At 75.0% G+C, this 24,092-nt stretch carries 22 protein-coding genes; 5 read left to right on the top strand and 17 right to left on the bottom strand.

What is annotated here, in order from left to right:
• Genes ACFY3U_RS04510 through ACFY3U_RS04495 form a run of 4 tightly spaced genes read right to left on the bottom strand, consistent with a single transcriptional unit; the run spans nt 1 to nt 3,528 of the window.
• Nucleotides 1–738: a zinc ribbon domain-containing protein gene (locus ACFY3U_RS04510; protein WP_387194763.1), complete on the bottom strand. Its 738-nt coding sequence runs from the start codon at nt 736–738 to the stop codon at nt 1–3.
• A complete protein-coding gene (locus ACFY3U_RS04505; RefSeq protein WP_387194760.1) occupies nt 735–1,655 on the bottom strand; it encodes a Nif3-like dinuclear metal center hexameric protein in 921 nt (306 codons plus the stop codon). The genes ACFY3U_RS04510 and ACFY3U_RS04505 overlap by 4 nt, the downstream gene beginning before the upstream one ends.
• A gap of 60 nt (nt 1,656–1,715) precedes the next feature.
• On the bottom strand, nt 1,716–2,294 hold the full coding sequence (locus ACFY3U_RS04500; protein ID WP_387194757.1) for a flavoprotein: 579 nt from the start codon (nt 2,292–2,294) through the stop codon (nt 1,716–1,718).
• Between the two features lie 13 nt (nt 2,295–2,307).
• A complete protein-coding gene (locus ACFY3U_RS04495; RefSeq protein WP_387194754.1) occupies nt 2,308–3,528 on the bottom strand; it encodes a helix-turn-helix domain-containing protein in 1,221 nt (406 codons plus the stop codon).
• A gap of 251 nt (nt 3,529–3,779) precedes the next feature.
• Here ACFY3U_RS04495 and ACFY3U_RS04490 point away from each other — a divergent pair, with 251 nt between their 5' ends.
• Nucleotides 3,780–4,451, top strand: coding sequence for a bifunctional DNA primase/polymerase (locus ACFY3U_RS04490; protein ID WP_387194752.1), 672 nt, complete (start codon nt 3,780–3,782; stop codon nt 4,449–4,451).
• 310 nt (nt 4,452–4,761) lie between these two features.
• On the opposite strand, the gene ACFY3U_RS04485 is transcribed toward ACFY3U_RS04490, so the two are convergent.
• Genes ACFY3U_RS04485 through ACFY3U_RS04465 form a run of 5 tightly spaced genes read right to left on the bottom strand, consistent with a single transcriptional unit; the run spans nt 4,762 to nt 11,068 of the window.
• Nucleotides 4,762–5,484, bottom strand: a complete 723-nt coding sequence (locus tag ACFY3U_RS04485; RefSeq protein WP_387195944.1) for an FAD:protein FMN transferase — start codon at nt 5,482–5,484, stop codon at nt 4,762–4,764.
• Nucleotides 5,485–5,533: 49 nt separating this feature from the next.
• The gene (locus ACFY3U_RS04480; RefSeq protein ID WP_387194749.1) at nt 5,534–6,166 is read right to left on the bottom strand and encodes an FMN-binding protein; all 633 of its coding nucleotides are present in this window, start codon (nt 6,164–6,166) and stop codon (nt 5,534–5,536) included.
• Between the two features lie 11 nt (nt 6,167–6,177).
• Complete coding sequence (locus ACFY3U_RS04475) at nt 6,178–7,605, bottom strand: ferric reductase-like transmembrane domain-containing protein (protein ID WP_387194746.1); 1,428 nt, start codon at nt 7,603–7,605, stop codon at nt 6,178–6,180.
• Nucleotides 7,602–8,969 carry a DUF1501 domain-containing protein gene (locus ACFY3U_RS04470; protein ID WP_387194743.1) on the bottom strand — a complete coding sequence of 456 codons (1,368 nt, stop codon included), beginning with the start codon at nt 8,967–8,969 and terminating at the stop codon, nt 7,602–7,604. The genes ACFY3U_RS04475 and ACFY3U_RS04470 overlap by 4 nt, the downstream gene beginning before the upstream one ends.
• A 20-nt stretch (nt 8,970–8,989) precedes the next feature.
• Nucleotides 8,990–11,068 carry a DUF1800 family protein gene (locus ACFY3U_RS04465; RefSeq protein ID WP_387194740.1) on the bottom strand — a complete coding sequence of 693 codons (2,079 nt, stop codon included), beginning with the start codon at nt 11,066–11,068 and terminating at the stop codon, nt 8,990–8,992.
• A 455-nt stretch (nt 11,069–11,523) separates the two neighbouring features.
• Here ACFY3U_RS04465 and ACFY3U_RS04460 point away from each other — a divergent pair, with 455 nt between their 5' ends.
• A complete protein-coding gene (locus ACFY3U_RS04460; RefSeq protein ID WP_387194737.1) occupies nt 11,524–11,781 on the top strand; it encodes a DUF3040 domain-containing protein in 258 nt (85 codons plus the stop codon).
• Between the two features lie 142 nt (nt 11,782–11,923).
• On the opposite strand, the gene ACFY3U_RS04455 is transcribed toward ACFY3U_RS04460, so the two are convergent.
• Nucleotides 11,924–12,904: an SWIM zinc finger family protein gene (locus ACFY3U_RS04455; RefSeq protein ID WP_387194734.1), complete on the bottom strand. Its 981-nt coding sequence runs from the start codon at nt 12,902–12,904 to the stop codon at nt 11,924–11,926.
• A complete protein-coding gene (locus tag ACFY3U_RS04450) occupies nt 12,901–15,978 on the bottom strand; it encodes an SNF2-related protein (RefSeq protein WP_387194730.1) in 3,078 nt (1,025 codons plus the stop codon). Before ACFY3U_RS04450 ends, ACFY3U_RS04455 begins: the two co-directional genes overlap by 4 nt.
• Nucleotides 15,979–16,040: 62 nt before the next feature.
• Between ACFY3U_RS04450 and ACFY3U_RS04445 the strand changes: the two genes are divergently transcribed.
• Nucleotides 16,041–16,913, top strand: a complete 873-nt coding sequence (locus ACFY3U_RS04445; RefSeq protein WP_387194727.1) for a carbohydrate kinase family protein — start codon at nt 16,041–16,043, stop codon at nt 16,911–16,913.
• Nucleotides 16,914–16,955: 42 nt separating this feature from the next.
• Here the strand turns inward: ACFY3U_RS04445 and ACFY3U_RS04440 are convergent, their stop codons facing one another.
• Nucleotides 16,956–17,477: a DinB family protein gene (locus ACFY3U_RS04440; RefSeq protein WP_387194724.1), complete on the bottom strand. Its 522-nt coding sequence runs from the start codon at nt 17,475–17,477 to the stop codon at nt 16,956–16,958.
• Between the two features lie 82 nt (nt 17,478–17,559).
• On the opposite strand from ACFY3U_RS04440, the gene ACFY3U_RS04435 reads away from it, so the two are divergent.
• Nucleotides 17,560–17,769, top strand: coding sequence for a hypothetical protein (locus ACFY3U_RS04435; RefSeq protein WP_387194721.1), 210 nt, complete (start codon nt 17,560–17,562; stop codon nt 17,767–17,769).
• Between the two features lie 3 nt (nt 17,770–17,772).
• Here ACFY3U_RS04435 and ACFY3U_RS04430 read toward each other — a convergent pair whose 3' ends face one another.
• The gene (locus ACFY3U_RS04430) at nt 17,773–18,921 is read right to left on the bottom strand and encodes a polysaccharide pyruvyl transferase family protein (RefSeq protein ID WP_387194718.1); all 1,149 of its coding nucleotides are present in this window, start codon (nt 18,919–18,921) and stop codon (nt 17,773–17,775) included.
• A 107-nt stretch (nt 18,922–19,028) separates the two neighbouring features.
• Nucleotides 19,029–19,601, bottom strand: coding sequence for a TetR/AcrR family transcriptional regulator (locus tag ACFY3U_RS04425; RefSeq protein ID WP_387194715.1), 573 nt, complete (start codon nt 19,599–19,601; stop codon nt 19,029–19,031).
• A gap of 76 nt (nt 19,602–19,677) precedes the next feature.
• On the opposite strand from ACFY3U_RS04425, the gene ACFY3U_RS04420 reads away from it, so the two are divergent.
• A complete protein-coding gene (locus ACFY3U_RS04420; RefSeq protein ID WP_387194713.1) occupies nt 19,678–20,247 on the top strand; it encodes a dihydrofolate reductase family protein in 570 nt (189 codons plus the stop codon).
• A 53-nt stretch (nt 20,248–20,300) separates the two neighbouring features.
• Here the strand turns inward: ACFY3U_RS04420 and ACFY3U_RS04415 are convergent, their stop codons facing one another.
• The 3 genes from ACFY3U_RS04415 to ACFY3U_RS04405 all read right to left on the bottom strand — a co-directional run bounded on the left by ACFY3U_RS04415 (nt 20,301) and on the right by ACFY3U_RS04405 (nt 23,918).
• The gene (locus ACFY3U_RS04415) at nt 20,301–21,098 is read right to left on the bottom strand and encodes an alpha/beta fold hydrolase (protein WP_387194710.1); all 798 of its coding nucleotides are present in this window, start codon (nt 21,096–21,098) and stop codon (nt 20,301–20,303) included.
• A gap of 196 nt (nt 21,099–21,294) precedes the next feature.
• Nucleotides 21,295–22,212 (bottom strand): acetyltransferase, encoded by a 918-nt coding sequence (locus ACFY3U_RS04410; RefSeq protein WP_387194707.1) that lies wholly within the window; start codon nt 22,210–22,212, stop codon nt 21,295–21,297.
• Between the two features lie 215 nt (nt 22,213–22,427).
• Entirely contained in the window at nt 22,428–23,918 is a 1,491-nt protein-coding gene (locus ACFY3U_RS04405; protein ID WP_387194704.1) for an NCS2 family permease, read from the bottom strand.
• Nucleotides 23,919–24,092 lie beyond the last annotated feature (174 nt).

Below are 24,092 nucleotides of genomic sequence, written 5' to 3'. Positions count from 1 at the left end.
TTACAGACCCGACTCGTTGGTACGCACCATGATCCGCCGGCACTCCTCGCAGCGGACCACCTCGTCCGGGTCCGCCTTGCGGATCCGGGCCAGGTCCGCGCCGGAGAGCTCCAGCCGGCAGCCGCCGCACCGGCCGGCGGTGAGCAGCGCGGCGCCCAGGCCGGTGTCCTCGCGGATCTTGTCGTAGAGGGTGACCAGGTCGGCCGGCAGGTCGGCGGCGAGGGGCTTGCGGGCGCCCCGCTTGAACTCCTCCTCCTTGGCGATCTGAGCCAGGCTGTCGTCGCGGCGCTGCTCGGTCGCGGCCCGCCGATCGCGGGCCTCGGCCAGCCGCGCCTCGATCCCGTCCAGCACGCCCTGCGCGGTCTCCCGCTGCTCCATCAGCTCCAGCTCGGCGTCCTCCAGGTCGCCCTGCCGGCGGTTCAGCGAGGCCAGCTCGTGCTGCAGCGCCTCCAGCTCGCGGGACGGGCCGCTGCCGGCGGCGAGCCGGTCCTCGTCCTTGCGCTTGCGCGCCCGGACCTGGTCGACGTCCTTCTCCAGCCGGGCGATGTCCCGGTCCAGGTCGTCCACGGCGACCTGGGCGCGGACCCGGTCGTCCTCCAGCGCGGACAGCTCCCGGGCCAGCGCCTCCAGCTCGGCCCGCTCGGGCAGCGCGCGGCGGCGGTGGGCAAGCTGGGCGAGGGTGGTGTCGATGGCCTGCAAGTCGAGCAGGCGGCGCTGGACCTGGGGTTCTGCCTTCACGGTCGGGGCTCCTTGTCGTCCAGTGCGGGGTCGTCGTCCGGGTACGGGGTCGTGGGCCGGTGCGGGTCGCGGCCCGGTGCGGGCGAGCCGGCGTGCACGGTCCACGGGTCGGTGTCCAGGTCGGACACCACGGTCTCGACGCCCAGGCCGGCCCGCAGGTGGGCGGCCAGGTCGTCCAGCCATGGTCGTTCGGTCGCCCAGTGGGCGGCGTCCAGCAGGGCGGGCCCACCGGCGGCGAGGTGCTCGCCGGCCGGGTGGTGCCGCAGGTCGGCGGTGAGGAACGCGTCCACCCCGGCGGCGGTCGCCGCGCCGAGGAACGCGTCACCGGAGCCACCGCTGACCGCGAGGGTACGCACGATACGCCCGGGGTCGCCTGCGGCGCGAACTCCCCACGCCGTGCCGGGCAGCACGGCGGCGGCGTGCCGGGTCAGCTCGGCCAGGGTCAGCGGCGCCGGCAGCCGCCCGATCCGGCCGATCCCGCGGCCCTCCCCGGCGGCCGGCTCGCCCGGCTCCGGCCGGCTCAGCGGTCGCAGGTCGGTCAGCCCGAAGCGCGCGGCCAGCGCGTCGGAGACCCCCGGGGAGGCGACGTCGGCGTTGGTGTGCGCCACGTAGAGGGCGACCCCGGCGCGGATCAGGTCGTGCACGATCCGCCCCTTGAACGTGGTGGGGGCCACCGAGGAGACCCCGCGCAGCAGCAGCGGGTGGTGCGCGACGATCAGGTCGGCGCCGACGGCCAGCGCCTCGGCGACGGTCTCCGGCACCACGTCGACCACGCAGGCGACCCGGCGGACCGGGTCGGTGGGCTCGCCGAGCACCAGGCCGACCCGGTCCCACTCCTGCGCCCAGGCGGTCGGGTAGCGCCGCTCCAGCTCGGCCACCACGTCGGCGACGGTCGGCGGAACCGCTGTTGTGCTCACGGCGGGTCAGCTTACCGGCGCGCGCCGCCGATCACCGCCACGCCCGCCGCCCGACCCCGCTCAGGCGGCCGAGGTGACGCGCGACCGGACGGGCAGCGCGGCCACCGCGAGCTCCCACGGGAAGGCGTGCAGGTGCCGCTCGCCGGTGCCGGGTGGGTGCAGCGGGAAGACCTGGTCGCCGAAGAGCACCGTGGTCCCCCACTCGCGCAGCCGTTCCAGGCCGGCCTGGAACGCCGGGTGACCGGCCATCGCGGCGTTGGTGAACGGCACCGCGACCACCGGCAGCCCCTTGCCCTGCCCCTCGACCAGCAGGCCGAGCGCCAGCGTGTCAGTGATCCCGGCCGCCCACTTGTTGATCGTGTTGACCGTGGCCGGGCAGGCGATCATCGCATCCGGCGGGGGCAGCACGTCCGGGTCGCCGGGATGCTTGTAGTGGGTGCGTACCGGGTGGCCGGTCTGCCGGGCCAGGGTGACCCGGTCGACGAACTTCGCCCCGTCGGGGGTGGCGATCACGCACACCTCCCAGCCGTCGGCCTGGGCCAGCTCCACCAGCCGGCCGACGTGCCGTGCCAGCGGCGAACCGCAGGCGATGACGTAGAGCACCTCGCGGCGCTCGCTGCTCGGGTGCGGGCCGTTCATCCGGCCGGCGCCGTCATACTCCGACTCCCATGTGCTCAGCCAACTCCGCAATCGGCGAAGGCGGCGCACCACGTGTGCGACGAAGGACGTCCGACATCACCTCGTGGGCGATCGGCCGGCAGCGGATCTCGGACGGGGCGAGACGGTCGCCCAGCAACAGCATCTCGCCGGCGTTGGCCACGTCACCGAGCTGGGCGTACCCGCGGGCGATGTCGAGCAGGTGGTGCGCGCGGCGCTCCGGCAGCAGGGCGTTGAAGGCCGGCTCGGAGATCCGCTGGTGGATCTCCACCGCCCGACCGCCGTCGCCGAGCTCCACCGCGGCGGCGGCGCGGTGCAGCTCCAGGTTGGTCGGGCCGAACGACGTCCAGTAGCGGTTCTGGTCGCTGCCGAGCAGGGTGGCCGCCTCGTCGGCGCCGTTGAGCAGGTCGTCCACGGTGGCCGAGTCGCCGATCCGGGCGGCGGCCATCGCCCCCTGCAGCAGCAGCATCCCGTAGACGGAGAGCCGGTCGGGGTCCACGCGGTCGCCCGGGGCGAGCCGGTTGGCGATGGTGACGTTCAGCTCCAGCGCGGGGCGGGCCCGGCCCATCGCCACCAGGGCGTTGCAGACCCGGGTGGTGGCGACGCCGGCCAGCAGCTGGTCGTCGGCCCGCTGGGCGACCGCCATCGAGCGGTCGGCGGCCAGCCAGGCCAGGTCGCACTCGCCCAGCTTGCGCAGCACCGAGGAGGCGATCTGGTAGACCTGCCCGAGCAGGTGGGCGGCCTCCTTCGCCCGGTCGCCGCCGTAGCCGGCGTCGCCGGCCTGGGCGTCGCGCAGCAGCTTCGGCAGGGCACGGGTGAGCATCCCGTAGCGGCCGTACTGGTAGGTGAGCCAGGCGTGGTTGACCGCCTTGCGCATGTCCTCCAGCGGCGGCGGGTACGGCGCGGCGTCGAAGTACGCGCTCATCGAGTCGTACCGCTCCAGCGCGGCCCGGATCTCCTGGACCTCGACCTGGTCGATGCAGTTCATCGCGTCGGTGCGCCGCTCCGGGTCCTTGCCGAGCAGCAGTTGCACGTCGAGCTGGAGGATGTCGGCGATCTCGTAGAGGACGGAGAACTTGTCCAGCCGGCGCACCCCGCGCTCGACCTTGTCGACCCAGCTCTTCGACTTGCCGAGGCGGTCGGCGAAGACCTGCTGCGACATCTTCCGCCGGCCCCGCCAGTAGGCCACTCGTCGCCCTATCGGCAGCTCGTCCATCGCCCCTGCCCCTCCCCCTCGACGCCCGTCCGGCGCCGCCCGGACGGCTCGGCGTGGGTGCCACCGGATCCGTCCGTTCCAGATTTTCGCTGGTCGCACAGGTTGTACGTCAGCCGTACAGCCAGTCCTCGTAGTTTTCGTGCAAGTTGCACGAGCCGTTCGTCAGCTCAACGATCGTGGGTTACGGCAGTGACGGTGCTCGACGTGCGGCGTGGCGGGTGTCCGGTCCGGCGAGGGGAGTTGACGGGGTTATGTGGGGAAACGTCGGGCCGCAGGTCGCCAAGCTGTCGCCGATCGAACGGGTCCGGCTGCGCCGGATCGCCGTCCGGTACGCCATGCACGGCTGGGAGGTGACCCCCGGCGCCTGCCTGGCCCGTACCCGGTTCGTCTGCGGCCGGGCCGGGTGCCCGACGGTCGGCTGCCACCCGGCACTGGAGGACTGGGAGCACGCGGCCAGCGCCGACCCGGCCCGGGTGGCGACCTGGTGGCACAACCGGCCGCACGGGGTGCTGCTGCCCACCGGGCGCGCGTTCGACGTGCTGGAGGTCGCCGCGCACCTGGGCCGGCGGGTGCTGGCGGCCGTGCCGGGCCACCCGGCCGGCCACGGCGTACGCGGGCCGGTGGTGACCACCCCGACCGGGCGCTGGATGTTCCTGGTCCGGCCGGGCGACCCGCTGCGGCCGGAGCTGGAGCACTGCTTCCACGTGGTGCGGCACGGCACCGGCTCGTGGATCCCGGCGCCGCCGACCCGGCTGCCCGAGGGCCCGGTGCGCTGGGCGGTCGCCCCCGAGCAGGCCCGCTGGCAGCTGCCCGACTCGTACCTGGTGCAGAACACGCTGATCGACGCCCTGCGGGCCACCGGCGTGACGCTCACCCCCGACCTGCTCCCCGGGCACCTGCCGCTGCCCCGCCGCGGCCACTGACCCACCCCCGGCCGGCCCGCCGCGGGGGGTCGCGTCGGGTTCCCGGCAGCGACCCGGACGGTGGCGACCTCGTTGCACCGGGTGACGGCGCGTCGACGCCGGGAATCCGGGGGTACGTGATGGCCAGCGACGACGCGACACGACACGGCGGCGGCACCGAGCCGCCGCCGCACCACCGGCCGGCGTATCGCTGGCCGGGCGGCCGGCCGGCCGGCTCCCGACCGCGCGGCTCCCGCCCGGGCCGCCCCCGGCCCACCAACACCCGCCCCGCCGGCACCCACCGCTGAGCCGGGCGGCACCCAACGCCGGGTCAGTCGGCGAGCGGCAGCCGGGTCGAGTGGTGCAGCCGGCCGTCGTCGGTGACCACGGCGTGCAGGTGGCCGTCCAGGCGGTCCAGCCAGCCGGTGCCGGCCGGGCCCATCGCCACCGCCGCCGTGGCGTACGCGTCGGCGACGCCCAGGTCGGCGCCGACCACGGTGACCGAGCGCAGCCCGCGGGCCGGGACGCCGCGGCGCGGGTCGAGCACGTGGTGGCCGCGCTCGTACACCCCGGAGGTGGCGACCGCCAGGTCGGTGCCGGTGAGCACCAGGCAGGTGGCGGTCGGGTCCCACGGGTGCCGGACGCCGATCCGCCACGGCCGGCCGGTCGGCGACAGCCCGCACACCCGGACGTCCCCACCGGCGTTGAGGCAGTGGTTGCCGGCGCCGGCCGCGCGCAGCCGGTCCGAGGCGACCTGCACCGACCAGCCCTTCACGAAGCCGGACGGGTCGAGCCGGCCGGTGGCGTACGCGTCGAACCACCCGTCGGTGACGTCCCACAGGTCGGCGCAGCGCTCCAGCACCAGCCGCAGGTCGGCCGACGCCTCGGAGAGCACCAGCTCACCCCGGCCGAACCGGCTCACCTCGCTGTCGTCCCGGTACGTGCTGAACCGGGCGTCCACCTCGCGCAGCCAGCGGAAGGTCTCCTCGGCCAGCTCGTGCAGGGTGGCGGCGGGCAGTTCGTCGGCCAGGTCCAGGCTGATCGCCGTACCCATGATCTGCTCGACCCGGCGCAGGCCCGGCCGGGTGGTCGGCGCCGTCACCTCAGCGGGCCTGGTCGATCGCGGCCTGCAGCGACTGCCGGTACGACTGGCTGGTGTACGTCGCCCCGGAGACCGTGTCCAGGCTGGCGCTCTGCTGCCGGACGACCTGACCGGAGGTGCCGCTGTAGGCGGCGTCCACCCGGTCGCTGCGCTGGCCCGACTGCCCGCCGTCGGGCAGCTCCAGGGCGACCGCGTTGGTGATCCTCGTACCGGAGACGGTGATCTGCACCTGCACGTTGCCGTACTCGTTGGTGATCACCGGGCCGGTCACCGTGCGGGTGGTCGACTTCGGCGGCGTGCTGGTCCGCGGCGCGCTGGGCGCGGTGGTCCGCGGCGCCGTGGTCTTCCCGCCCGTACCGCCCCGGGTGGTGCTGGCGCGGGCGCTCGGGGTGCGGTCGGCGCTCGCGCTGGTGCTCGCGCCCGGCTTGGGCGTGGCGGAGGGGCGGGCGGCGGGCGTCCCGGTCGGGCCCGGCGTGGCGGTGGGCGCCTCGGGGGCGGCCCCGCCCGGCACGGCGCTGGCCCGACCGGCGGGCAGGTCCTGGGCCACCGGGGTGGCGTCCGGTGCGCCCTTGAACGCCACCAGCGCGGTGGTGCTGGCGGCCAGGCCGGTGATCGCGAGCAACGCGCGTCGCATCTCGGACCTCTCTACAACTCGAAGGTGGCCAGGTGGATCTGCCGGCGGGGCACGCCGGCCTCCCGCAGCACCCGCACCGACTCGCTGACCATGCCGGGCGGGCCGCACAGGTAGACGTCCCGGCGGAGCAGGTCGGGCACCAGCTGGCGCAGGCCGCCGGGGCTCATCAGCTGCCGGGGGCCGGGGTCGTCGCGCCGACCGATGACGTACCAGACGGCGGTCTGCCGGGCCTGGGCCAGCCAGTCCAGCTCCTGGTGCAGCAGCACGTCGGCGGGGGTCCGGGCCCGGTAGATCAGCGCGGCGCCGGGCGGCAGCTCCTCCAGCATGGCGCGCAGCGGGGCGATGCCGCTGCCCCCGGCGATGAGCAGCGCGCGCTCCCGGGTGCGGTACGCGGCGGTGAAGGTGCCGAACGGCCCCTCCGCCCAGACCCGGGTGCCCGGGTCCAGCTCACGCAGGTCCCGGGTGTGCGCGCCGACCACCTTGACGGTCAGCCGCAGCCAGCGGCCGTTGGCCGCCGCGGAGACCGAGAACGGGTGCGACTGCCACCAGGAGCCGGTGGTGAGGAACCGCCAGCGGAAGTACTGCCCGCCGAACAGCTCCAACTGCTGCAGCCGGCGGCCGGTGAGGTAGACCGAGACGGTGTCCGGGCTCTCCGCCACCACGTCCGCCACCCGCAGCCGGTGCCGCAGGTTGAACCGCAGCGGCGCGACCAGCCGGCCCCACACCAGGGCGGCGACCACCAGCAGGTAGCCGGCGATCCAGCCGGTCCGCACCGGGCCGGGCTCGAACAGCTGGGCGCCGTTGCTGAACTGGTGGCCGAAGCCGAGCAGCAGGGCCAGGTAGCTGGTCAGGTGCAGGTGGTACCACAGCTCGTAGGGCAGCACCCGGCGGATCGCGCGGATCGCGGTGAGACCGACCAGCAGCATGATGCCGGCGGCCACGAAGGCCGAGACCATGTCCTCGTAGTCGCGCAGCAGCACGCCGACCTCGCCGGGGACGGAGTTGCCCTCGACGCCGGCGTAGGCGACCACGATCAGCGACAGGTGGGCCAGCACCGCGACCAGCAGGGTCGCGCCGACGTCCCGGTGCGCCCGGGAGATCCGCTCCCCGCCGAGCCAGCGTTCCAGCACGCCGAGCCGGCTCATCATCAGCACCTGGACCAGCAGCAGGTAGCCGGCGACCAGGCCGGTGATCCGGCCCGCCGCGGTCAGCACGTCGGCGGTGCCGGTGAACGAGCCGGCCGGGGTGTCCAGCCACCACGGCAGCACCGCGGCCACCAGGCCGAGCCAGAACAGCGCGGCGATGGCACGCCGGCCGCCGGGACCACGGCGCGGCAGCGCCGGAGGCGGGGGCGGGGGTACGGGGGCAGCCGAACGGCCGCCGTACGGGGATTCGCTCCCGGTACGACGGCCGGCGGCCCAGGTGTCCTGGTATGTCACGCGTACAGCTTCATCGGGGTGTACTTCTGCCTCGGGAAGATCTTGTCCACCTCCGCGTTGGTCAGGCCGAACCGGCCCTGCGCGACGCTTCCGTAGACGTTGAACATGTTGTTGTACTCCGGGACGTCGCCGGAGTCCAGCGAGGCCAGCCCGTTCCAGGTGCCCAGCAGCGAGCCGGCGAGCTTGCGGCCGGAAAGGATGGTGACCACGCCGCCGTGGCCGTGGTCGGTGCCGCCGCCGTTGGAGGCGACCCGGCGACCGAACTCGCTGGACACCATGATCGTCACGTCGGCGGCCTTGTCGCCGAGGTCGGTGAAGAACGCCGCCATCGCGCTGGCCAGCTCGCCGAGTCGCCGGTGCAGCTGGCCGCCGTCCTGGGTGCCCTGGTTCTCGTGGGTGTCGTAGCCACCCATGCCGACCGTGGCCACCCGGACGTTCGCCCCGCCCTTGATCAGCTGGGCGAGCTGCTGGAAGGCGTAGCCCACGCCCTCGTACTTCACGCCCTCGGCCGGCTTGTACTCCTGCGCGGAGAGCTTCTGGGCGGTGGCCAGCGCGCCCATGCCCTCCTGCACGGCCTCCTCGACCGGGTGGTTGATCCCGGTGAAGAGCCCCCGGATCGCCTTCTCGGTGGCCGCCCGGTACCTGTCGTCACCGTTGAGCCGCAGCGAGCCGACGCTGTTGAGCGACAGCGCGCCGTTGGTGCCGACCAGCGAGCGGGGCAGCGTGCTGCCGATGCCGACGCTGCGGAACGCGGTGCCCTTGCCGAGGTTGCCGACCAGGCTGTCCAGCCAGCCCCGGCCACCGGTCTCGTTCGGCAGGCCGCCCAGGTTGCAGGCGTCGGCCGCCTGGAAGTGGCTGCGGGACAGCCGCTCGTCCGAGACCGCCGGGACGAAGCCCAGCTGGCCGGCGTTGAGCCACGACTCCAGCGGCTTGAACGCGCTGGTCAGTTTGAACCCGCGGCCCAGGGCCAGCGAGTCGTTGCCGAGCAGGAGGTCGGGCCGGGCCTTGCTGAGCACCACGTCGTTGTCCGGCGCCACCAGGCTGAGCCCGTCCAGCCCGCCGTAGAGGAAGACGTGGATCAGGGTGCCGGTCTTGGTCGCGGCGAACGACGCGCTGGTGGTGACGAACTGGGCGGTGGCCAGCGCGGTGGCGGTGGCGGCGGCGCCGGCGACGAAGGTCCGCCGGGTGACGCCGCGGCCGTCCTGCTGGGCCTCCTCCAGGTCCTCCAGCCGGCGGTAGCGGTCGGCCTCCGCGGCGCTCTCGGCGGCGACCATGTCGGCCTCGGCGCGCAGCAGCGCCTCGGCCGGGTTGTCGGCCAGCCGCCGCAGGTCCGGGCATTCGGGGTGCAGGGGGAACGTGTGCACAGTCTTCTCCATCGGGTGCCTCACCGGAGGTGGTGCTGGGGGGACGCGAGGATCGCCCGCGCGACGGCGGTGATGGCCCCGTTGAACGTGGCGTCGACCCGGGCGGTGGCCGGCACGCCGGCCACCCCGAGGATCAGCGCCTTCTCCTTGGCGCTCAGCTTCTGGTGCACCAGCCGCAGGGCCAGCGCGTCCACGTACGCCCCGGCGGTCGCCGGCGGCTTCGCCACCAGCTTCTCCGGCTTGGTGAACGTGAACTGGCTGCGGTAGCCGGCGACCAGCTCGCCGGCCTCGTTCCAGCCGTTGACCATGGTGCCGGCCGAGGTCCAGGCGACGTACACGTCGGGGTAGCCGTCCGGGGTCGGCTGGCCCATCGGGAACTGGCCCAGCTCACGCAGCTTGTCCTGGACCTGCCGCAGCCCCTGGGCGTACGCGGTCCGCTTGCTGTCGCCCTGCTTGAACTCCGGGCCGGCCTCCGGCGAGACGCCGAGGGTGCGGTACGTGGCGACCAGGTACTCCATCGGGCGGCGCACCTTCTGGCCCACCGCTGCCCAGAACTCCGAGGAGCTGAACAGCGCCATCACCATCGGCTTCACCGCGCCCTTGTTGACCCGGTAGACCTTCGCCAGCCGGTCCACCAGGGACTTCGGCGGGGTGTCCGAGACGAACCGGGTGGCCAGGCTGCGGGCCACGTACTGCGCGGTCGACGGGTGCAGCGCGATGTACCGGATGTAGGCGTCGATCACCATGTCGGCGCCCTCGGCCGAGGTGTTCGGGTGGCTGAAGCCGAGGATCTGCACCTTGCCGACGTAGTGCCGGTCCGGCCGGAAGACGTACTTGCCGTCGTCCACGCCGCGGCCGGTCTGCAGCATGGCCGCCTGCCGGACGTCCTTCTCGGTGTAGCCACCGTCGACGCCGACCGAGTAGAGCTCGAGGTTCTCCCGGGCCAGGTTCTCGTTGATGGCGTCCTTGCGGGAGTCCACCTGGTTCAGGTAGAGCAGCAGCGCCGGGTGCCGGTTGGCGGCGACCAGCATGTCGGGGTAGTTGCCGAGCGCGTGCGCCCGGATCACGTCCCGGTCGAACGCGTTGCGGTACGTCTCGCCGCCGTCGAAGTCGGACGAGACGTGCAGGAAGTCGTTCCAGAAGTCGACCATCACCTCGAACAGCTGGCGGTCCGACCAGATCTGCCGGGCCAGGGTGGCGTCGATGGTCTCCTGCGCCGGCTGCACGCCCTGCTCGTTGAGCTGGTCGCGCTGGTCGCGCAGCTGCTGCGGGGTGAGCTTGAGGCTGGGCAGCTCGGTCATCTTCAGCTCGCCCCTGGTCGGGGCGATCTTCTCCGGGTCGAGCTGCTGACGGATCCAGCCGTCGATGCCCATCCGCTTGATGTCAGCGATCACCTTCGGCGTGGCGCCGAAGGTGGCCCGGCTGGCCAGGTGGCGTACCGGGTCCTTGGCCAGCACGGTCTTCACCGTCACCGGGGTCTCCGCCGCGGCCGCGGCCGGGCCGGAGAAGGTCCGGCCGCCGGTGGGCGAGTTCTTCTTCAGCGCCGCACCGGCGCGGGAGCCCATGTAGCTCTCGTTCTGCTCGGTGTAGGTGCGCACCGTGCTGGCCTGCTGGCCGCTGGGGCGGGCGGCGGTGCCGTCGGTGACCGTGGTGCCGGTGGCGTCGCCGGCCGCGGCCGCCTCGTCGCCGCCGAACAGGTCGCGCAGCTGCGGGCTCATCGCCAGGGCGGCGCCGCCGGCGACCACCGCGGCGGTGCCGCCGAGCGCCGCGAGGGCACGCCGCCGGCCGACCCGACCGTCCCGGTCGTCGTCATCGTCCAGGTTGGGCAGTCCGACACCGGCCGGCTGGTACGGCGCCTGGTGGCCCAGGCCCTGCGGGCCGACCCACTGCGGGCCGCGGGCCGGCTGCTGGGGGGCGGTCGGGTACCCGGCGTGGGCGTACGGGGCGTGCGGATCGGCCGGCGCGGCGTACGGCTGGGTGTACTGCTGCTCGTACGGGGCGTAGGCGTGGGCGTCGCGGTATCCGTCCGCGGGGTGCTGGCGCCCGTCCCAGCCGCGGTCGTCCCGCGGTCGACGTGGTGGCACAGTCTGGTCGGCCATGTACCAATCCCGTTTTCTTCAAGGCGCCGACACGCTGCGACCGGGGGCGGGGCGAGGTGCGGCGACTGTTGCCTGAGGAGTTGCTACGGCAAGGTAGCCAAGCGTCCCGGGCAGCTACAAGACGAGCCGGAGCGCTCCGGGACCGCACTTAAGGCACCGCTCAACGGCCTGCCCGCCTGGTGGATTTCGCCCCTGCTGGGTGCCGGCGTCCGGAGCAGGGGCGACACCGACCGGCGCGGGGCGGGCGTGACGTTTGCCGCCGGTGCGACGCTTCGACGGCCGTTCACCACCACAGCCAAACTTAAGGAACCGATAAGCCTGCGCTGAGTAACCCCACGACCTGCCCGGCGAGCGCGGCCCCCCGTGGCGAAAAAGTAGCAGCACCACGGGTGCGTGAGCTCCCGCCCCGACGGGTAAGCCGCCGAACCGCTGAAGCCTGAGGGGAAGGCATCATCATGCTCAGCAAAGAGGATCAGCGCAGATTCGAACAGATCACCCGGCAGCTCCGGGAGAGCGACCCGAAGTTCTTCGCGCGACTCGACCATCGGGCGCGGGCCCGACGGGGGCGCTGGCTGATGCTGTTGACCATCGTGCTCTGGGCGTCACTGCCGGCGATGACCGTACTGGCCGGAAGGCTGGCCGGCGCGGTCTGCGCGGTGGTGCTGGCCGCCAACGCCGCTCTCATGTGGCGGCTGCGCCGCCGCTGGGCGTGACCCGCGGGCCGTGTGGGGACCGCCGGTGGAACCCGGCGCCGCGACCGTGGGGACCGCCGGCGGGACCTTGCCCCGCCAGCGGTGGGGACGGGCGGCGGTATCCGGCGCCGCGGGCCGGACCGCCCGGACACCGGCGCGGGCGTCAGCTCCGGCCGAAGGCGCGGTACGCGCGGCGCAGCCGCTCCAGCAGGCCGGGGCCGCCGACGGCCGGCGCCGGCGCACCGAGCTGACGCAGCAGCAGCTCCGGACCGGTGGCCAGGCTGGCCGGCCGGTCGGGCAGCGGCACCGGCGGTGACCAGAACCGGTCCACCGCCTCGTCCAGCGGCGCCTCCGGCAGGCCGGTCAGCGCCCGCGCCGCACCGGCGGACGGCAGCGACTCCGACCCGGAGCCGGACGCCGGGACACCGCCCGAGGGACGGGCCACCGCTCCCGCCGATCGCGCCCCGCCGACCGCGACCGACGGGCCATCCGCGACCGCCGGGCCGCCCGCGGTCGGCGCGCCCGTCGCCTCGGCGCGCAGCGTGCGGAGCCGGTCGAGCAGCTCGGCGCGGCCGCGACCGCGCCAGTGCAGCAGCTGGAACGGGTCGGCGTCGAACGCCTCGGCCAACAGGTAGAACGTCGCGGCGAGATGCTTGCACGGCACCGCGAAGTCGGGGCAGCTGCACCGCTGGGTCAGCTCCGCCACCCCGGCCGGGAACAGCGGCGCCCCGGCCGCGGCGAACAGCTCCTCCAGCTCGGGCGGAAGGTCCCCGGCGAGCAGCCGGGCGCTGAAGAACGCCTGCCCGGCCAGCTCCCGCTCGACCCGCTCCCAGAGCACCGGCGGGAACGGCGCCAGCCCGACCGAGACCTGGTACGGCTTCGGTCGCGAGCCCTGCACGGTGGCCTCGACCCGGCCGGGCGTGACGTCCAACCGGAGCACCTGCCCGGCCCGCGCGTACGACCGGCCGCGGGTCAGCCGGGTGCCCAGCGCGAACGACTCCAGCACCTCCAGGAACCGCCGGGACCACCAGGACACCCCGATCGCGCCCCGGGTGCTGCGCGCCTTCAGCCCCCCGTCGACCCGGCGCGGCCGCCCGTAGTCGGCGAACGACCCGCCGCCGTCCCGGCCGGCCCGCTCGCTCACTCCACCACCGCCCCGGCCTCCAGCGCGAACAGTTCCCGCAGCTGGGCGGTGGACAGCTCGGTGACCCAGCCCTCGCCGCTGCCCACCACCGACGCGGCGAGACTGCGCTTGTCGGCGATCATCGCGGCGACCTTCTCCTCGACGGTGCCCGCGCAGACGAACTTGCGGACCTGCACCCGCCGCCGCTGGCCGATCCGGAACGCCCGGTCGGTGGCCTGGTCCTCCACGGCCGGGTTCCACCACCGGTCCACGTGCACCACGTGGTTGGCCGCGGTGAGGGTCAACCCGGTGCCGCCGGCCTTGAGCGACAGCACGAACAGCGGCGGCCCGTCCACGGACTGGAAGCGGGTGACCATCGCGTCCCGGTCGGCCTTGCCGACCCCGCCGTGTAGGAAGAGCACCTCGCGGCCGAAGCGGGCCGAGAGGTGGCCGCGCAGCATCCCGCCGAACTCGGCGTACTGGGTGAACAGCAGGGCCTTCTCCCCCGCCGCCAGCACCTCGTCGATGATCTCCTCCAGCCGTTCCAGCTTGCCCGAGCGGCCGGGCAGCGCCGAGCCGTCGCGCAGCAGCTGGGCGGGGTGGTTGCAGACCTGCTTGAGCCGGGTCATGGTGGCCAGCACCAGGCCGCGCCGCTCGATGCCGTCGCTGGTCTCGATCTTCGCGAGCATGTCGTCGACGACCGCGCGGTAGAGCGCGGCCTGCTCGGCGGTGAGGTTGCAGAGCACCTCCATCTCCAGCTTCTCCGGCAGGTCGGAGATGATCGACGAGTCGGTCTTGAGTCGGCGCAGCACGAACGGGCCGGTGATCCGGCGCAGCCGGGCCGCGGTCTCCGCGTCGCCGTGCCGCTCGATCGGCACCGCGTACGACTGCTTGAAGCTGGCGGCCGGGCCGAGCAGGCCGGGATTGGCGAACTGCATGATCGACCACAGGTCGGCGAGCCGGTTCTCCACCGGCGTACCGGTGACCGCGACCCGGTGCCGCGCGGGCAGCGCGCGGACCGCCTCGGCCTGCCGGGTGGAGGCGTTCTTGATCGCCTGGGCCTCGTCCACCACCACCCGGTGCCAGCCGACCGACGCCAGCGCCACGGCGTCCCGGGCGGCCACCGAGTAGGTGGTGAGCACCAGGTCGGCCGCGTGCACCGCCGCCTCGAACGCCTCCCCCCGGGCCCGGTCGGCGCCGTGGTGCACGTGGATCCGCAGCCCGGGGGTGAACTTCGCCGCCTCCCGCTGCCAGTTGCCGACCAGCGACATCGGGCAGACCAGCAGCGTCGGCCCGGCGTTCGGCGGATCCCCGGCGAGCAGGGCGAGCAGCTGCACGGTCTTGCCCAGTCCCATGTCGTCGGCGAGCACCCCGCCCAGCCCCAGCGACTGGAGGAAGGCCAGCCAGGCCAGCCCGCGCCGCTGGTACGGCCGCAGGGTGCCCTTGAACGCCGGCGGCGGGTCCAGCGGGGTGAGCCGGCGCTCCGCCTGGCCGGCGAGCAGATCGCCGAGCGCGCCGTCCGCGGCGACCTCCAGCACCGGCAGCGCGCCCGGGCCGTCGCCCTCGTCCAGCCCGAGCCGGAGCAGGTCGCCGACGGTCAGCTCGCCGGCGGAGCGCAGCAGCCGCAGCCCGGCCGCGAGCCGCTGCGGGTCCAGCTCCACCCACCGGCCGCGCAGCCGCACCAGGGGCGTCTTCAGCTCGGCCAGCGCCGCCAGCTCGTCGGCGCCGATCGTCTCGTCGCCGAGCGCCACCTCCCACCGGTAGTCGACCAGCGCGTCCAGGCCGAGGCCGCCCGAGGTGGTGGCCACGGTGCCCGGGGCGGTCCGCCCGCGCGCCTGCAGCCGGGCGCCGAGCCGGGCGGACGGCCGCCGCCACCAGGACGGCAGCAGCACCCCGAAGCCGGCCGCGTGCAGCACCGGGGCGCCCTCGCGCAGGAACCGGTGGGCGCCCTCGGCGTCCAGCTCGAGCTGCTCCGGGGCCGGGGTGCGCAGCGCGGCGTCCAGCTCGGGCCAGAGCCGGCCGGCCCGGCCCAGCTCGGCCAGCAGCGTCTCCTGCGGACTGTCCAGCCGCCCGGCCAGCGTGGGCACCGTCTCCGGCGCCCGCCACACCTGCCCGGCGTCCACGTGCAGGCCCGGCTCCTCGGCGGCCTGGAGCCCGAACTCGACCCGCCAGGTGCCGCCCGCACGGACCACGGTGGACGGATCGGCGGGCACCACGACCAGCGGGTCGACGATCTCGTCCTCGGCCGGCTCGACCAGCCGGAAGCTGGCCCGGACCGGGCCGCCGGCGGCGTCGCGCTGCCAGGCGTCCAGCTCGGAACGGAGGGTGGCCAGCGCGGCCGGTTCGGCGGCGAAGTCGCGCTCCGGCCCGGTCAGCGCGGCCAGCCAGTCGCCGACGATGCCGTCCCGCCGGCCGCCGCGGGCCAGGTCGGTGTCGGCCAACGCGACCCGCGCGGCGGCGTCGGTCAGCGCGTCGAGCGCGTCGGCCACCAGCGCGCCGGGGCCCGCCTCCGGGGCCGCCGCGGCGCGGGTGACGGGCGGCAGGGCCAGCGCCAGCGACCGGGCCCAACCGGCGTCCGCGCCGGTCAGCAACGGCCGCCACACCGCGCGGGCGACCGCACCGGCACCGGGCGCTGGCGCGGCCACGGTGGGCAGCAGTCGGCCGCGGGTCGCCAGGTCGACCGCGAACGCGGCCAGCTCGGCGAGGTGGCGCAGGTCGGCCCCGGGTACGGCGGTCAGCCCGGCCAGCCCGCGCAGCACGGCCAGCGCGTCGTCCGGGGCGTACGCCAGGGTGGGCACCCGCCAGGCGGCCAGGGTGACCGGGCCGCGGACCGGTTCGGCGACGGCGGCCCGGATCAGCTCCGGCGAGGGCAGCGGCGAGCCGGCCCGGGTGGGCAGCCGCAGCGGCCGGGTGTCGGCCCGGGCCGGCAGGTCGCCGAGCGCGGCGGCCAGCGCGGCGTGGTCGGCGGCGAACGGGTGGGGGCGCTCGCCCGGCGGCCGGCCGGGCCGGCGCGGCGCGCGGTCGGGGCGCGCGCTGTCCTCGGCCCAGACCGCGAGACCGGCGCCGACCAGCCACGCCCCGTGGATGACCAGCACCTGCCCCCCCTCTTCGTCGCCCGCCTCAGGATAGGCGGCGGCGGGCGGCTACCGTCGGCGCCATGGTCGACCTTCTCGTGCTCGGCGGTCTGGGACTGGACGTGCGGGCCCAGGTGCCGGAGCTTCCGCTGCCGGCCGCCGATTCGCTTACCGTGCCCCCGATCGAGCTGCGGGTCGGCAACACCGGGGCCGGGGTGGCCCTGGCGGCCGCCGCGCTCGGGCTGCGGGTCACCGTGGTGGACGTGCTGGGCGCCGACCCCGCGGGCGACGTGGTCCGGGCGGCGCTGGACCGGGCCGGCGTGCGGTCGGTGCTGGTCGACGACCCGAGCGGCACCCGCCGGTCGGTCAGCCTGGTGGGGCCGGCCGGGCGACGGATGTCGCTCTACGACCCGCGCCCGTGGGGCGGCGGCGACCCGTTCCCGCCGGCTGAGCTGGCCACGCTGGTCGGCGAGGCGGCACACGTGCACGTGTCGATCATGGACTGGCTGCGGGACCGGGTCGGGTCGCTGCGGGCCGCACTGCCGCCCGGGGTGGCGCTCTCCACCGACCTGCACGACTGGGACGGCGACAACCCGTACCACCGCTCGTTCGCCGAGGCGGCCGACCTGGTCTTCGTCAGCGGCGTCCGGCTGGGTGACCGGGGCGCCGAGGTCGCCGCCGGGCTGGCGCCGCGCACGGTGCTGGTCACCCGGGGCGCCGACGGGGCCGAGCTGCACCGGGACGCGGGCGACCCGGTGACCGTGCCGGTGGCCGCCGCCGGAGCGCCGGTGATCGACACCAACGGCGCCGGGGACGCCTTCGCGGCCGGGCTGATCGCCGCCCGGCTGCGCGGCGCGCCGCTGCCCGACGCGGCCCGGTACGCCGCCCGGGTGGCCGCGGCGGCCTGCACCCACGACGGCATGGAGTACCCGCCCGGCCTGCTGCCCCGGGACTGAGCCGGCGCGACCGGGCCGGCCGCCGGCCGCGCCGGGACCGGGTCAGACGGCGCCGGTCTCGCCGTCGGTCAGCTCGCGGAGGATGTCGGCGTGCCCGGCGTGCCGGGCGGTCTCCTCGATCAGGTGCACCAGGATCCAGCGCAGCGACACCTCGCCCAGCTGCGGCTGCGGGACGACGTGGTCCAGCGGGAACCCGGCGGCCACCTCCCGGGACCGCGCGCACGCCGCCTGGTACGCCTCGACCAGCCCGGCCAGCGTCTCGTCCGGGCCGACGGTGAAGCTGGCGTCGCCGTCCTGCTCGCCGGTGACGAAGACCTCGCCCGGTGCGGGCGCGAGCAGCCGGTGGAACCAGTTCCGCTCGACCATGGTGAGGTGCTTCACCAGGCCGGCGAGGGTGGTGGTGGACGGCACCAGCCGGCGCCGGGCGTCGGCGTCGCTCAGCCCGCGCACCTTGCGCAGCAGGATCGAGCGGTGGAAGTCGAGGAACGCGTCGAGGACGGCCCGTTCGTCGCCGGTGCGGGCGATCACCGGCGCGAGGGTGGGGTCGATCGGGATGGTCGCCATCCGCCGACCCTAGTCGGCGACCCGGTCCGCCGGTGCCCCGGCAACTCCTGCGGGCCGCCGGTCGCCGGGGCAGGATGGGCGCATGGCATCAACCGTGCGGATTCCACTGGTGGGCGGCGCCGCCGACGGCGAGACCGTCGACGTCGAGCTGGACAGCAACGGCCGGCCGCCGCTGACCCACCACCACCTGGGGCCGGGCGGCCTGGCCGACGCGCAGATCTACGAGCTGGAGACGGCGGGGGACGACGACCCGACACGGTGGTCGTACCACTTCCGCGGGTCCGCGTCCTGATCCTCAGGTGGGCGTGCGGGCCAGCACCCGGGAGCGGATGCTGTCCAGCACCCCCCGGGTGACCCGGGACGTGCCCCGGGCCTGCTCGCACACCTCGGCCACCCGCCGGGCGGTCTCCGCGGCGCGCGACTCCCGCTCGTCCCAGAGCCGGTCCACCTCGGCCAGCAGCGGGCCCTCCGCCTCCCGTTCCACGCCGCGCAGCGCCGGCACGCCGAGCCGCTGGGCCAGGTCGAAGACCTTCCCGGCGTACGGCAGCGGCAGGAACGGCGTGCCGACCATGGCGGCGAAGATCAGGAAGTGCAGTCGCATGCCGACCGCCAGGTCGAAGTGCTTCATCAACCCGAGCACCTGCCGCGGCGAGTAGCTGCCGTGCAGGATCCGGCCCCGATCGGCCGCGACCATGTGCGACAGCACCCCGTGCGCGTGCCGGATGTCGTCCCGTTCCATCGGGACGAACAGCACGTGCGCGTCGATCCGGTGCACCAGGAAGTCGCCGATCTGGGCCAGCAGCCGGTGGTACCCGTCGACGTCGAGCCGCTCGGCTGCCCGTCCCGGCTCCCGGACGCTGAGCCCGACCAGCCGCCGGCCGGCCGGTACGCCCTCCTCCCGCAGCAGCTTGGCCGGGAAGTCCTCCGGGGTGAGCAGGAACGCCGGGTCGGCGGTGACGGTGATCGGGTTGACCAGGCCGGCCTCCTCCAGCACCATCCGCGACTCCTGGTCCCGGACGGTCAGCTCGACGGCCGAGGAGAGGGTCTCGCGCACCATGCCGGTGTCCACCCCGTCGGTGAGCGGCCCGACCCCCACCGCGTACGTGAGCAGGGGCAGGCCCCGCTCCTGGGCGACCCGGACGACCCGCAGGTAACGGCGGGCCTCCTTGTCGTAGAGGATGCCGCCGCCGCCGAGGATCAGCAGGTCCAGCTCGGCGAGCACCGCCGAGGAGTCGACCCGGCTGACGCCCTCCCAGGGCACCGCCTCCACCTGCGGGTGGGCCAGCGAGGTGTGTGCCGGGTTGCGGGAGAAGACGATGATCCGGGCGTTCGGCTCCTGCTCCCGCAGGTCGGCCAGGAGCCCGGTCAGGATCGCCTCGTCACCGAGGTTCCGCCCGCCGTACGAACCCAGCACACCGATGGTCAGTCCGGCGCCATGCGTCATCCGTCGCTCCTCCTCCGGCTGCGTTCCGGGCGGTTTCCCGCTGCACGCGGCGACACACCCGCCGCCGGGAGCGACACACCCCACCCACCGCCGGGAGCGGCGCCCGCTCAGGCGGGGGTGACCAGCCGGGACACCAGGACGGAGACCACCTCGTCCGGGTCGAATCCGGCGCCCACCGAGGTGCCGACCAGATCCAGCAGCAACCCGTCGACGGCGTACCGCAGCAGCGCCACCTCGAACGCGCCGCCCGGCAGGCCGGCGGCGACGTGGAAGGCGACGTCGTCGCGGTAGCCGCGCCGCAGCGTGTCGCCGAGGATCCGGGCCAGCTCGGGCCGGCGGACCGCCTCCAGCCGCAGCTCGATCAGCGCCCGGGTCAGCGCGGGTTGGGCGGTGGTCCGCTCCACCACGTAGCGGAGGTAGGCGGTGAGCAGGGCCGGGGACGGCTCGCGGGAGCCCAGCTCGGTGAGCCGGCGGTCGTCGGGGGCGAACCGTTCCATGATCCGCTCGCCGAGCGCGCCCAGCAGGGCGTCCCGGGAGCGGAAGTAGTTGGAGCAGGTGCCGACCGGCACGCCCGCCTCGGCGTCGACGGCGCGGTGGGTCAGCCCCCGCGCCCCGGTCGCCGCCAGCACCCGCAGGCCGGCGTCGGCGAGCGCCGCCCGCCGCTGCACGTTCCTCGCCACACGAATCACCCTAGCCCAACCACGACGGCTGTTGTAGTTTGACGACCACGACAGCCGTAGTGATTGAGGAGTGGGTTTGCGCAAGCTCGTGTACTACGTCGCCAGCACGCTGGACGGCTTCATCGCCGCCCCGGACGGCTCGGCCGACTTCTTCCCACTCGAACCCGACGTCGCCGAGCACCTGGTGGCGCGGTGGCCGCAGGCCTTTCCCACCGTCGCCCACGAGCGGTTCGGCATCGACCGACCGGAGGGGCGCTTCGACGCGGTGGTGATGGGCCGGCGCACCTACGATCCCGCGCTGCGGATCGGCGTCACCAGCCCCTACCGGCACCTGCGGCAGTACGTCTTCTCGCGCACCCTCCCGCCGGCGGACCATCCCGACGTCGAGATCGTCGACGCCGACCCGGTCCCCTTCGTCCGCGACCTCAAGCGCCGACCGGGCCGCGACATCTGGCTCTGCGGCGGGGGCGCGCTCGCCGGTGACCTGCTCCCCGAGGTCGACGAGCTGGTGCTCAAGCTCAACCCGATCGTGGTCGGCGAGGGCGTCCCGCTCGCCGCCCGCGGCTTCGACCCGCACCGCTTCCGAATGGTCGAGACCCACCCCTTCGCGAGCGGGGTGGTGATCCTGCACTACGCCCGGTTCTGAGCGGGGCCGGGCGTCCGGTGGCCGAATCCCCGCCGGCCGCCGGCCCAACCCGCTCAGGCCGGCGGGCGGATCTGGTGGGTGAGGAAGGGCAGCACCGCGGCGGGCAGCGCCGGCGCGGCCACGATGTCGTAGTGGGTGAGCCCGGGCAGCACGGCCAACCGGGCGGCCGGCCGGTCGGTGCCGTCCCAGCCGGCGTCCCGGTGGCCGCCGCCGAGCAGCCCGAAGAACTCCGCCATGTGGGTGACCGGGATCGAGTCGCCGTCGGCGTAGACCAGCAGGGTCGGCGGGGCCAGGGCGGCCACCTCGGCCGACCAGTCGTACTCGCGGCGCAGCAGCTCACCGCCCTTGGCCCAGAGCCGCGGCCAGTCCTGCGGGCGGGGCGCGATGCGCTGGTAGATCTCGTGCGGCGGCGTGCCGCGCATCCGCTCGCCGACGCTCTCGTCCTGGGCGCCCATCGCGGCGAGCACCTCCGGGTACCAACCTCCCCGGCGGCAGGGCGTGGAGACCAGCACCAGCCGGCGGACCAACGCGGGCTGCTGGATGGCCGCCCGCAGGGCCACCCCACCGCCGAGCGAGTAGCCCAGCAGGTCCGTCTCCGGCAGGCCGAGGTGACCGATCAGCGCGGCGACGGTGTCGGCCATCGACTCGTACCGCAGGGGACGGTCGACATCCGCGGTGCGCCCGTGCCCCTGCAGGTCGACGCCGATCACCCGGCGCCGGGCGGCCAGCGCCGGCAGGATCGGGGCGAACGTCTCCACCGAGCCGTAGCCGCCGTGCAGCAGCACCAGCGGCGGGCCGTCGCCGTGCACCTCGTACCACAGTCGCAGCCCGTCCACGTCCGCGTAGCTCACCGGCGCACCTCCTCGGCGACAGGTCGGAACGGCCCCGGTCGCGCCGCCGGCGGTCGACCGCAGGGTATCCGGCGCTGGGGCGCCGGCCGCCGGTTTCCCGGCGAACCGGCCGGCCCACCACCGGCCGGTCTCCGACCGTTGGTGCCCGGCCGGGCGGACGGTGCGCCCCGGGCCGGCCGGGGCGCACCGCGACCGGTCAGGCCGGTGCCACCCCGGTGCCGTCCGCGGCCGTGGCCGGGGTGAAGAGCACCCGGGTACGCAGCTGCCGGAAGCCGGTGCGCTCCAGCTCCGCCACCACCGCCACCCGGTGGGCGTCCACGTCGGCGATCGCCTCCCGGGCGCCGTCGGCGGCCAGCACCCGGACCGCCTCGGCCAGCAGCTCGCCGAGCGCCGCCTCGTCGCGTACCCCGAGGTAGGCGACCAGTGGGTAGCAGGCGTCCCCGGCGGTGCCGACCAGGCCGACCGGCGCATCGCCGGCCAGGGCGAGCCGCCACGCCTGCACCGGCCCGGTGAGCCAGGCCAACGGTTCGGTGGCCAGGTCCACCCCGGCGACCGTCCGGGCAACCTCCGCGCCGGTCAGCACCTGGGGCGCGGGGATGCGGGCCACCAGGGCCTCGATCTCGGCGCGGTCGGTTGCCGGGCGGAAGGTGTACCGGCCGGAGGACGCCGGCAGGGGCGCGCCCGTCCAGGAGCAGCGCAGCCGCTCGCCGCGCTCGACCAGCCCGGCGAGCCGGGCCGCCGCCATCGCCGGCTGGATCACGGCCAGCACCTCCGGCCGCCGCCGCCAGTACGCGGGCAGCGCGGCGTGGTAGCTGAGCGGGCCACCGAACGCCTCGTGCGCGGCGCGCAGCAGGGCGGCGCCCACCTCCGGCTCGGCGGCCAGGTCAAAGTGCTCCAGCCAGGGGTCACCGACGGCGCCGGGCGGCTGCAGCCAGGCGGCCCGGGCGACCACCCGGCCGCCGCGCAGGGCGACCCAGGTGTGCTCGGGACGGTAACCGCCACCGGCGAGGCCGTCGGCGTAGGCGACCCGGCGCAGCTGGGGCAGCGGGTCGGGCAGGGAGTCGAAGAGACTGTCCTCGCCCGCGACGAGCGGGCGGACGACCAGATCGGTCATGGTGCGAACCTCCGGGTGACGCGCGCCCCGGATCAGCTCCGCGTGGACGCCGGGCCGCGGAGGGGGCGCAGAACATCGGACATGGTTCTGACCTCCTTCCGGCTCGACGGCGTGCGACGAACTTAACCAGCCGGACCGGGCGCCGCAACCCCGTCCCGGCATGGGCGCGCCCCGCTGCCGACGGGCCGGTGGCAGCGGGGCGCGTCGATGGCGGCTCAGCTGACGCCGGTGACCGCCTTGACCAGGTTGATGCCGAAGTAGACGACGAACGCGACGGAGACCGCCCACATCAGCGGGTGGATCTGCCGGGCCCGGCCCTGTGCCACCCGGATCGCCACCCAGCTGACGAAGCCGGCGCCGATGCCGTTGGTGATCGAGTAGGTGAACGGCATCAGCGTCATGGTGAGGAACGCCGGCACCGCGACGCCGACGTCGGTGAAGTCGATGTCCTTGACCTGCCGGATCATCAGCGCGCCCACCACGACCAGCGCCGGGCCGGCGGCCTCGCTGGGCACCAGCGCCACCAGCGGGGTCAGCAGCAGCGCGCCGAGGAAGAGCACCCCGGTGACCACGCTGGTCAGGCCGGTACGCCCGCCGTCCGCGATGCCCGAGGACGACTCCACGTACGTGGTGGCCGAGGAGGCGCTGCCGGCGCCGCCGGCGACCGCGGCCACGCCGTCGACGAAGAGCACCTTGCCCAGCCGCGGCATGTCGGTGCCGTCGTCGGTGGCCAGGTTTGCCTGCTTGGCCAGCCCGACGGTGGTGCCCATGACGTCGAAGAAGTCCGCCAGCACCAGGGTGAAGACCAGCAGCAGCGCGGTCATCACGCCCACGTTGGCGAAGGCGCCGAACGACACGTTGCCGACCAGGTGCAGGTCGGGCGCGGAGATCAGCGGGTCGGGCAGGGTCGGCACGTTGAGCGCCCAGCCGGTCGGGTTGGGCTTGCCGTCGACGAACGCCGCACCGGGCTTGGCGACCGCGTTGACGATCACCGCGACGACCGTGGTGGCCACGATCCCGATCAGCACGCCGGCCTTGACCTTGCGGGCGACCAGGATGCCGGTGACCAGCAGGCCGATCAGGAACACGACGGTGGGCCAGCCGCGCAGCGTGCCGTCCCCGCCCAGCTGCACCGGCACGGTGGTGCCGGCGGCGTCCGGAATCCGCCGGACCAGCCCGCCGTCGACGAAGCCGATGAACGCGATGAACAGGCCGATGCCGGCGGCGATGGCTGCCTTCAGCTCGGCCGGGATGGCCCGGAAGACCGCCTTGCGGAAGCCGGTCAGCACCAGCACGGTGATGATCAGGCCCTCGATCACCACCAGGCCCATCGCCTGCGCCCAGGTCATCTGGGAGGCGACGGCGTACGCGACGAAGGCGTTCAGGCCCAGCCCGGTGGCGACGGCGAACGGCACCCGGCCGACGACGCCCATCATGATCGTCATGACCGCGGCGACCAGGGCGGTGACCCCGGCGACCGGGGCGATGCCGAGCAGGTTGCCGTCGGCGTCCGGCGCGGTGCCGATGATCAGGGGGTTGAGCACGACGATGTAGGCCATCGTCGCGAAGGTGGTGATGCCAGCGAGCACCTCGCGCCGGACGGTCGAGCCCCGGCGGGTGATCTCGAAGAAGCGGTCGATCCGGCCCTTCTCGGCCGGTTCCGCCGGCTCGACGGGGGCGACGGGGTCGTTCGTGGTCACGCTCATGGCGCGGTGGTGCTCCGTTCCGGGTTGGCCGCCGGCGAGGCGGCGAGGGGGGTGCAGCCGTCCCGTTGCGGTTGGCCCGGAGAACGTCGGGGCGGCTGGGCTCCGCGGCAGTCGCGAAGCACTACGAAGCCGCCCCCCGGTCGGGGGAACGACTTCGCACCGCGAGCTTAACCG

It is taken from the genome of Micromonospora sp. NPDC000089 (genome assembly GCF_042899365.1).
Lineage (GTDB): Bacteria > Actinomycetota > Actinomycetes > Mycobacteriales > Micromonosporaceae > Micromonospora.
Note: the sequence above shows the minus strand (reverse complement) of the source record. Positions and strands in the feature narration are given on the sequence as shown.